Annotated in this window: 9 protein-coding genes; 1 reads left to right on the top strand and 8 read right to left on the bottom strand. The window is 54.6% G+C overall.

The window, feature by feature from the left end; translation table 11 throughout:
* Positions 1–192: 192 nt before the first annotated feature.
* Positions 193–717, bottom strand: a complete 525-nt coding sequence (locus tag RTK01_RS14285; RefSeq protein WP_312281614.1) for a YqeG family HAD IIIA-type phosphatase — start codon at positions 715–717, stop codon at positions 193–195.
* Between the two features lie 94 nt (positions 718–811).
* On the opposite strand from RTK01_RS14285, the gene RTK01_RS14290 reads away from it, so the two are divergent.
* Positions 812–1,579: a hypothetical protein gene (locus tag RTK01_RS14290; RefSeq protein ID WP_312281615.1), complete on the top strand. Its 768-nt coding sequence runs from the start codon at positions 812–814 to the stop codon at positions 1,577–1,579.
* 100 nt (positions 1,580–1,679) lie between these two features.
* On the opposite strand, the gene rpsU is transcribed toward RTK01_RS14290, so the two are convergent.
* The 7 genes from rpsU to ftsZ all read right to left on the bottom strand — a co-directional run bounded on the left by rpsU (position 1,680) and on the right by ftsZ (position 8,636).
* Positions 1,680–1,865, bottom strand: coding sequence for a 30S ribosomal protein S21 (rpsU, locus tag RTK01_RS14295; protein ID WP_040659605.1), 186 nt, complete (start codon positions 1,863–1,865; stop codon positions 1,680–1,682).
* Positions 1,866–2,038: 173 nt separating this feature from the next.
* Positions 2,039–2,323 carry a TIGR03905 family TSCPD domain-containing protein gene (locus RTK01_RS14300; RefSeq protein ID WP_312281616.1) on the bottom strand — a complete coding sequence of 95 codons (285 nt, stop codon included), beginning with the start codon at positions 2,321–2,323 and terminating at the stop codon, positions 2,039–2,041.
* Between the two features lie 86 nt (positions 2,324–2,409).
* On the bottom strand, positions 2,410–3,171 hold the full coding sequence (spo0A, locus tag RTK01_RS14305) for a sporulation transcription factor Spo0A (RefSeq protein ID WP_312281617.1): 762 nt from the start codon (positions 3,169–3,171) through the stop codon (positions 2,410–2,412).
* A 248-nt stretch (positions 3,172–3,419) separates the two neighbouring features.
* The gene (locus tag RTK01_RS14310) at positions 3,420–5,453 is read right to left on the bottom strand and encodes a methyl-accepting chemotaxis protein (RefSeq protein ID WP_312281618.1); all 2,034 of its coding nucleotides are present in this window, start codon (positions 5,451–5,453) and stop codon (positions 3,420–3,422) included.
* A 507-nt stretch (positions 5,454–5,960) separates the two neighbouring features.
* On the bottom strand, positions 5,961–6,929 hold the full coding sequence (gene spoIVB, locus RTK01_RS14315; protein ID WP_312281619.1) for a SpoIVB peptidase: 969 nt from the start codon (positions 6,927–6,929) through the stop codon (positions 5,961–5,963).
* Positions 6,908–7,156: a hypothetical protein gene (locus RTK01_RS14320; protein WP_294856808.1), complete on the bottom strand. Its 249-nt coding sequence runs from the start codon at positions 7,154–7,156 to the stop codon at positions 6,908–6,910. The genes spoIVB and RTK01_RS14320 overlap by 22 nt, the downstream gene beginning before the upstream one ends.
* A gap of 295 nt (positions 7,157–7,451) precedes the next feature.
* Positions 7,452–8,636 carry a cell division protein FtsZ gene (gene ftsZ / locus RTK01_RS14325; protein ID WP_312281620.1) on the bottom strand — a complete coding sequence of 395 codons (1,185 nt, stop codon included), beginning with the start codon at positions 8,634–8,636 and terminating at the stop codon, positions 7,452–7,454.
* Between the last annotated feature and the right edge of the window lie 204 nt (positions 8,637–8,840).

Below are 8,840 nucleotides of genomic sequence, written 5' to 3' on the forward strand. Positions count from 1 at the left end.
ATTTCGAAGGTGACACCGTTGCGGAAATCACCGGCAGTAATCGTAGGCATAGTTTTTCCTCCTTACAAATCTACGAGAAAACGACCCGTCAGGAGGACATTTTCTCTGCTTTTCAAATTTATAAAATAGCCTAGGATATTTTACCCCAGATACGGGATGAATGCAAGGGCTTTCCCTCTGATTCGGGGAAATTCAGAAGGATTTTTTATCAATTTCTCGCAAATTGCGGCAGCAAACGGCCTTAAAGGGGGCCTGAAGTGCGTGAAGCACCTTCTGCCAGAGCGTCACGGCCCCGCCCACGGGCTCCACCGTCAGCGCCAGAATCCCCGCTCGTTTGGCAGCCAGGCAATCGGTTAAAAGCTTATCGCCCAGCATAGCGGTGTGGGCTGCCGTGCCCTCCGCTTTCTCCATGGCGGCCAAAATTCCCCGGGGAGACGGCTTTCCCGCCCTGCCCTGATAAGGCACGCCCAGCTCGTCGCAAAATTCAGTCACCCGACTTCCGGAGCGGTTGTTAGACACGATAACAAATCCAATGCCCGCATCCTTCAGTCCGGCAATATAGTCCTTGAGCGCCCGGTCGGGGCGGCGGCTTTTTTTTGCCGCCAGCGTAAAATCCAAATCGCTCAGCAGCAGCGTCACTCCCAGCTTCCGCAGCAAATCGGGCGTTACCTCGTCATAGCGCTCAAACAGCCTGTCCGGCACCAGGGAAAAAGGCATATTCAGTCTTCCCCCTTCATAGCATTTTACGAATTGATTTATCAATATCCTTAGTATACCAATTTTTTTCAAAGCACACAAGGGGGGTCTTGGCTTGCAGGTCTATCTTGCCGTCACGCCGCAGCAGCTTCGGGAGGCGTCCCGCTTCACCCGTCACTTTGTCCATATGGCCTATCGCATCGGACCGGAGTCCGCCCTGCTGCGCCAGAACTTGCTGGTGCAGACCAAGGGCGGGCTGCTGGGCCTCAGCGACCACGACGCGCCCACGGTGGAGGAGCCGGAAAAGTTAGCCGCCGCCGCTGTGCGGGAGTGCTCCCGGCGGAGCTACGGCGGTGTGGTGCTGGACTTTGAAGCGCCCCATCCCAGAGGCGATCTGCTGTTGCTGGCGGGAGCCATGGGAAAGCTTTTCCAAAAAAACCGGCTGACGCTCTACGTACAGGAGTCCTATGCCTCCGCCGCGCCCACAGCGATTGTGCCAATCTGCACGGCCCTGTCAGGCGGCAACCTGACCCAGCGGCTGCGGGATGCCGCCTCCACCTGTGGCACAGGGCGGCTGGCGCTGGATTTAGAGCGGCTGATGATGGACTTCCCTCTTCCTTGTCCCTCTGGTGAGGGCCACCCCCTGCGACGGGAGGAGCTGGCGGAGCTGATGGAGCGAGAGCAGCCATCCGTGTTTTTCTCCCCGGACCTGTGCGCCCGATACTTCACCTATACCTCCCGGGGTGAAACCCATTTCATTCTGTTTGACGATGGGGACACGCTGCTGCAAAAGCTACGCATTGGCCAAAACTCAGGCGCTCAGGCGGCGTTTTTCCAATATCCCGAGGTCAGTGATCTTTTGGGAAAGCTGTTTGGGAAATAAGCCTTTTTAAGCAGGTGGCGCGGCCGTGCGCAGTCCGGCGCTCTAAGGCGTCAAAAAAGCGCCGTGGAAACCTCCACGGCGCTTTTTATCAAAACGATAATCAATAAAAACGCTTGTTCTTGTTCTTCCGAGCTGCCTCAGACTTCTTGCGGCGCTTGACGCTGGGGCTCTCGTAGTGCTCTCTCTTACGAACCTCCGCGAGAACGCCCGCCTTAGCGCAGCTGCGCTTAAAACGCTTCAGGGCGCTGTCGATGTTCTCGCCCTCTTTGATATGAATTTCAGACATTTATATTTCCCTCCCTCCAGAATGCCGGGAAACCCGCAGCACTTAAGGGCCATTATATTATGGCTTTAACGAACTCATTATAACGGCTGATTCGCGGCTTGTCAAGAGAATTTTATGAAAAGCGACAAGGGACGAAAAGACGGCCCGCCCCGCAAAACAGGGCGGGTCGCTTTTTATGATTTTTCCAATTCTTCCAAATTCGAAGCCTGCCGGTCCAGCTCCCGCTCCAGCGCAATTGCCACCTGGTCAGGACAGGAGGTGGACTTCATCCCGCAGTGGATGCCCTTGAGCCGACCGACAGCCTCCCGGGCGTCCATCCCCCTCAGAAGCGCCGCGATGCCCTGCAAATTGCCGCTGCAGCCGCCCACAACCTCCAGCTCCTCAATCACATTTTCCTCATTAAGTCGGAAATGCATCTCTTGAGAGCAAGTACCCCGGGGGTGAAATGTAAATGTCATGTTCCGCTTCCTTTCCGCTTTTCATGCCTTCGGAAAGGATACCATATTGCCACACCCGCGTCAAGCAGGCGGGCGGTGGAAACCCGTTATCCCGCGCTTCCTCCGAAATTGCTTCCCTCCAGCACAAGCCGGTCTGCGATCATGGCGATGAACTCGCTGTTGGTGGGCTTGCCCTTGGTGTTGGAAACGGTATAACCGAAAAACTTTTGCAGCGTCTCCAAATCGCCCCGGTCCCATGCCACCTCGATGGCATGACGAATGGCACGCTCCACGCGGGAGGGCGAGGTGGAAAAACGACGGGCCACCTCGGGATAGAGAACCTTTGTCACAGCGTTGATCACGTCCATGTCGTCCACCGCGATTAAAATGGCTTCCCGCAGGTACTGATATCCCTTGATGTGGGCGGGAACCCCGATTTCGTGAATGATATCCGTGACCATGTTCTTTAAACTTTTTGTATGGGATACCGGTTGAACAGGCCGGCAGACGGAGCGCATCCGCTCCATCAGTGCGCTGTTTTCAAAAGGTTTCGGCATAAAAAATGCCGCGCCTTTTTCCAGAGCCTCTCCTACCACCTGTTCCGTAAAAAAGGAGGAGATCATCATTGTTCGCGTCGGAATCTCTTCTCTACGAAGCTGTTCCAGCACGCCGAAGCCATCCAGCTCCGGAAGTACCACGTCCAGCAGCAGTAAATCCGGAAGCTGCTCTCGCACCTGCCGAAGCGCGTTTTTCCCGTCGCCTACACCGGCGACCACCGTGAATTCTCCCGTCTGTTCGATTGTTTCCCTTAACATCGCCCGGTAGCTCTCATTGGCGTCGGCTATAACTACTTTTCTGCAGATCTCCATAACGCAACCTGTCCTCCATCTCTTCATTGAAATTTCTTCCGGTTTCCCAAAAGTTCGGATTGGGTTTTCTATAATTTACCATAAACGGACAGTCTTTGCAAGACGGAATTGTAAATAATTGGCATTTTTTATTCGACCCGTTATGCATCTGTCGCGGTAAATTCGGCAGGAACATTTCAAATCCGTTTGTCTTTCAGCATATTTCGAAGAAAAAGGCCATCACCTCGACGAAAGCCGTGTCGGAAATATCAGCAGGAAACATCCGCGCTCTGGAAATCGGGCGCTGAATCCCGCTCTCCGGGGGCGCGATTCTGCCGCAGCTTAAACCCGGCCAACAGGCCCTTCAGCAAGGCAGACTGCTCCGACATCTCCTGACTGGCGGCGGCGCTCTCCTCCGCTGTGGCGGCATTGGTCTGGACCACCGACGAAATCTGTCCCACACCCTGATTGATCTGCACAATCGCCATGGCCTGCTCCTGCGAGGCGGCGGCGATTTTGTCAATCAGATCCACGGCCTCGGCCGTCTCTCTGGCGCTGGTCTCCATTGCCTTAGCGGTGACGTCCGCAGTCCTGCTGCCGTTTTGCACTGCCGCCAGTGTCTGTTCAATGAGAGCAGTGGTGTCCTTGGCGGCCACCGCCGATTTCCCGGCCAGATTGCGCACCTCGTCCGCCACCACGGCAAAGCCCTTGCCGTGCTGCCCAGCACGGGCGGCCTCCACCGCCGCGTTCAGCGCCAGAATGTTGGTCTGGAAGGAAATGTCCTCAATGATCTTGATAATCTTCATAATCTCAGAGGATTTGAAGGAGATTTCACCCATGGCAGCAACCATTTCCTGCATGTGGTCGTTGCTGCTGCGCAGCTCCTGTCCCGCAAACTCCGCCTTCTCCTGCGCCAGTCTGGCATTTTCCGCGTTTTGCCGAATCTGCCCGGTGACCTCCTCGATGGAGGCCGAAAGCTGCTCCACGGCGCTGGCCTGCTCCGTCGCGCCTCTTGAAAGGGCCTGCGCACCGACGGAAACCTGCTCCGCATCGCCGTCCACAAAATCCGCGGACTGATGAATTTGCAGCAGCGTGCCGTCCAGATTGTCCAGCATAGCCTGAAGATTATCCTTAATTTTTTTGAACTGTCCCGTGTATTCTCTTTGAAGTGCAACCGTCAAATCACCGCCGGCCACACAAGACAGCACGTCGGAAATTTCATCAATATAGCCCTGATAATTGACCAGTCTTTGAATGGTGAGCTGGAATGCATCAGAAAGGCGGCCCATTTCATCCTTGGACTTGACCGAAAGCTGAACGTCAAAATTTCCGTCCGCAATCTGCTGCGCGGCCTTTGTGATGGACTTGATAGGCTTTGCGATTGAGCCGCTGATCAGCCATGTGACGACCGCGCCTATCGCCGCCATCACCACGCACAGCAGCACCAGCATCTGCGTGAGGACATGCGTCCTTTCAATCACCTCGTCTGTTTCCAGCGTCATCGCCAGAATCCAGGGACTGCCCTCGATGGGGGTGAATTCCACCAGCTTTTCCTTGCCGTTGTATGTATATTCGCCGCCGCCCTTTTGGCGCGTGGTCATTTGCTGCGTGAGGGCGCCCAAGGCTTCAAGCGCGGGATCGGTTTTTCCATTCTCAATGTCGTTATCTTGCCGAAGCACAAGGTCTGTATTTTTATGGGCCACCTTGACGCCTTCGTTGTTGACAATGTATCCGTATCCAGTGTTTTTATAAGTGACATTTTCGCAGATTTTGCTGAGAGTCATTCCGTCTCTTCTGCCGTACAAAACGCCGATAATCTGGCCGTTTTCATACACCGGGGCGGCATATACCAGCACCGGCTTTCCGTCCAGCTTACTGAACATCAAATCAGAAGCAGAGGGGGTTCCCTGAATAGCCGACTGGAAAAAGGGACGGTCGGACACGTCATTTGTCTCCCGGCTGTTATTCAGGATGACGGCCTTGCCGGTTTTATCCGCGAAGCCAAATAGAATATACCCCGAGCGCTTGGCCTCGGCCTCGAAATAAGTTATCTTTTCGTCCAGAGAGGCCGCGCTGTCGGTGATTGCGGGAACCTGCGCCAGCCCGTCCATATACAAAAGCTGCGCACTGTTCTCGGAGGAAATGTACTGGGCCTGCGCCTGTGCCATAGCCCCCAGATCATCTCGCGCGTCGGAAAGCAGATCCTTGCTGACTACATAAATTGCAGCGGCTCCCAATGCGGCTGTAACCAGCAGGATGATGAGGGTGAATGTTGCCACCAGTCTGAGCTTGATCGATTTCATGAATACCTCTCCACTACTTTAAACTTTTAAATTTGTTACCGCTGCTTTTAAAATTTTTGCCGCTTCCGCGCCGCAAAAATTCCCGAAAAAAAGCGTCTTTGGGTGATTATAACATATGTCGAAACAAATGGAAACAAATAGTTTTTTGTAAATAAATACCCAATTTTGTTTTTCTTTCATTGCTGCCACACTCCGCATTTAGGCGGTCTTTTATTATCATAAACATGCCAAATAGGAGCTCCCGGATTGTACATCCGGGAGCTCCTCTTGCTGTTAAAGACGCTTAAATTGGAGTGCGACATTGGCAACCACGGCTCTTGCCGCTTACTTGCATTTTTAGCTGAAAGCTAATCTTTCTTCGTGATTTATTCTTTGCAAAAATCGGATCTCATTTTTGGTTTTCTTTTGCGAACAAGCAGGGTTGGGGGGCAAAATTTTAAATATTTGGCATTTTTATTTTTCCCGTTATGCAGATACTACGAGAAAGTCGACAGATTTTTTTGAATATTACGTGTTTTCCAGCATATTTCGTATCAATAGCCCATAACCCCGGGTGGGATCACCCAGCAAAACATGGGTCACAGCGCCTGCCAGTCGGCCGTCCTGAAGAATGGGCGAGCCACTCATTCCCTGCACGATGCCGCCAGTTTTTTCCAAAAGCTCGGGGTCCGTCACCGTAATGAGCAGGTTTCGGCCCGCAGGATCGGTGCTGAGAATTTTTGTGATTTCGATTTCATATTCCTTTACTGTGTCTCCGTCCACATTTGCAAGAATCGTGGCTTTTCCGGTGTGAACCTGATCGTTTTCCGCCACGGGCAGTGCCTTGTCCCCCAGACGCTCCATCAGCTCCTGATCCGTCAGAGTCCCAAACACGCCGCTGGAGGTATTTGCGTAAAGGTCGCCGGTATCCACCGTCATGTCAAAATTTCCCTTCAGCTCTCCCGCCGCGCCCGTTTCGCCCCGCTTTACCGTTTTCACGGTGGAGGGCAGAATCGAACCGGAAGAAAAGGGCATCAGGGCGGCGGTGTCCACGTCCGTAACGCCGTGGCCCAGTGCGCCGAAGGTGTTGCTCTCGGGGTCATAAAAGGTCATGGTGCCGATTCCGGCCATACTGTCCCTAATCCATGCGCCAATGGCGAATTTTCCGTCTCCGTCATTGTCGTCTGCGATAACGCTTAAATCCAGCAGTTTCGTTCCTCGGCGGACCTCCAGCTTCGCACTTTCCCCCGCAGCGTCTTGCAGCAGAGATTGAAACTGCTCCGTGGAGGTAATTGGGTTTCCGGCGCACTGGACAATGACGTCGCCTGCTGTGAGACCGCAGGCTTTGGCGGGTGTGTTTCCCTCCGCCAACTTCACCACCAGAACGCCTCTTGAAAACAATTTGATACCAACAGTGTGTCCCACGGGGACCAACGTCCGGGCGGAGGAAAGGTCCGCTGCGGCCGCCGGGACTGTCAGCGCGGACGCCAGAAGCATAGCCGCCAGCCCCAGCGCCGCCCCGCCCGCGCGGCCGCTTTTTGAATTTTTTGTTTTCTCAGCCGTTTCATCCATTGAATCGCCCCTTTCTGAAAGTCCGGCGCGTGCCGGGCTTTCAGAAAAGAAGCCGGCGTTCTCTCTCTTTGTTTCTTTTCTTTTTCGCCGGCATGCTTACTGTTTGCAAACCGGCAGATTTCTGCCGTTGAAAATACCGGCGGTACTGCCATGGAAACAACTTCCTGCGCCGCGCCCCAGCGGTTTCTGAAAATATCCTCTGCAAAGTTATGCGTTTTCCCTAAAATCTGCTAATTTTTTCATAAGTCAGTGGGTAAAAAATCCGTCAAAAGGCTCTTTGAGAGCCTTTTGACGGATTTAAGTAAATTTGTGGTTTTCTGGCCCGGCATATACTTCGCGCCCGCAGGGGCTTGCGATCCTGCTCAGGTTTCTTTTCCCGAAATTTTCTTGTCCCGGAAAAAAAGTTTCTTTAAACGAAGGGCTGTCCAACCCGCCGGGATCGGCGTGTCAATCGTCCCGCTTGCTGAAAATCTTAAAGATGTCTTCGAAAGGATCGTCCTCCGGCTCCTGAGGCTTGGGATCGTCCACAGTGCTCAGGGGCTGGGGCGCCTCTGCCATGATTTGCTGCGCCGCAGGGGCAGACTCTGCCGGAACTGCGGGCACCTCCACGGAGGGAGCCGCAAAGGCTGCGGACGGAACAACAGGGGCGGCCTGCCGCGCAGGGGACTCGGCGGCAACCTTTTCAAAGCCGGTGGCAATGACGGTCACGCGGATTTCATCCTCAAGGTTTTCGTCAAACTGCGCGCCGAAGATGGTGATGGCGTCCATATTGACAGCCTCCTGCACCAGCGTGGCAGCCTGCTCCACCTCCTCCAGTCCGATGTCCAAGGAACCAGTGACGTTGATGAGCACGCCGTGGGCCCCTGCAATAGAGGTTTCCAGCAGGGGACTGGAAATCGCCATTCTGGCGGCCTCCTCGGCCTTGCCCTTGCCCGCTGCGCGGCCAACGCCCATGTGGGCCAGACCAGCGCCCTTCATAATGGTGGTCACGTCGGCAAAGTCCAGGTTGATAAACCCGGTGTCCCGGATCAAATCAGAAATAGACTGCACTGCCTGGCGCAGCACATCGTCCGCGATTTCAAAGGCGTTGGCAAATGTAATTTTCTGGTCTGTGGCGTGCTTGAGCCGCTCGTTGGGGATGATGACCAGAGAGTCCACCTTGTCCTTCAGCTCCGAGATGCCCTTTTCCGCCTGCTGCATCCGGCGGCGGCCCTCAAAGCCAAAGGGCTTGGTCACCACCGCCACGGTAAGAATCTCCAGTTCCTTGGCAATCTCCGCCACGATAGGCGCGCCGCCTGTGCCGGTGCCGCCGCCCATTCCGGCGGTGATGAACACCATGTCCGTGTCCTCCAGTGCCTTGGCAATCTGGCTGCGGCTCTCCTCGGCGGACTTACGGCCCACCTCCGGGTCCGAACCCGCGCCCTGCCCATGGGTCAGTTTTTCACCGATCTGAATTTTATAGGTAGCGCTGGACACGTTCAGCGCCTGCTTGTCCGTATTGATGGCCACAAAGTCCACACCCTTGGTGCCGGAACGGACCATGCGGTTAACCACGTTATTTCCGCCGCCGCCAACGCCGATCACCTTGATGTTTACCACGGCGTCCGGGCCGGTTTCCAATCCAAATGCCATAAAGCTGCCTCCTGCTGTCGTTCGTATCGGGAGGAATCTCCTCCTTGCCTGTGTAAATTGGCACGCATAGCCCTATTCTTACTAATAATAAGACACTTTGCGCTCCGGGTCAAGTCTTCCGGCAGTTTTTCCGGCAGTTTTTCCAATCAGTCCTTAATGAACACGTTTTGACCGCCGTCACCCGTCATGCGGAGGACGCCCGTC

Source organism: Oscillibacter sp., assembly GCF_031978065.1.
GTDB lineage: Bacteria > Bacillota > Clostridia > Oscillospirales > Oscillospiraceae > Oscillibacter.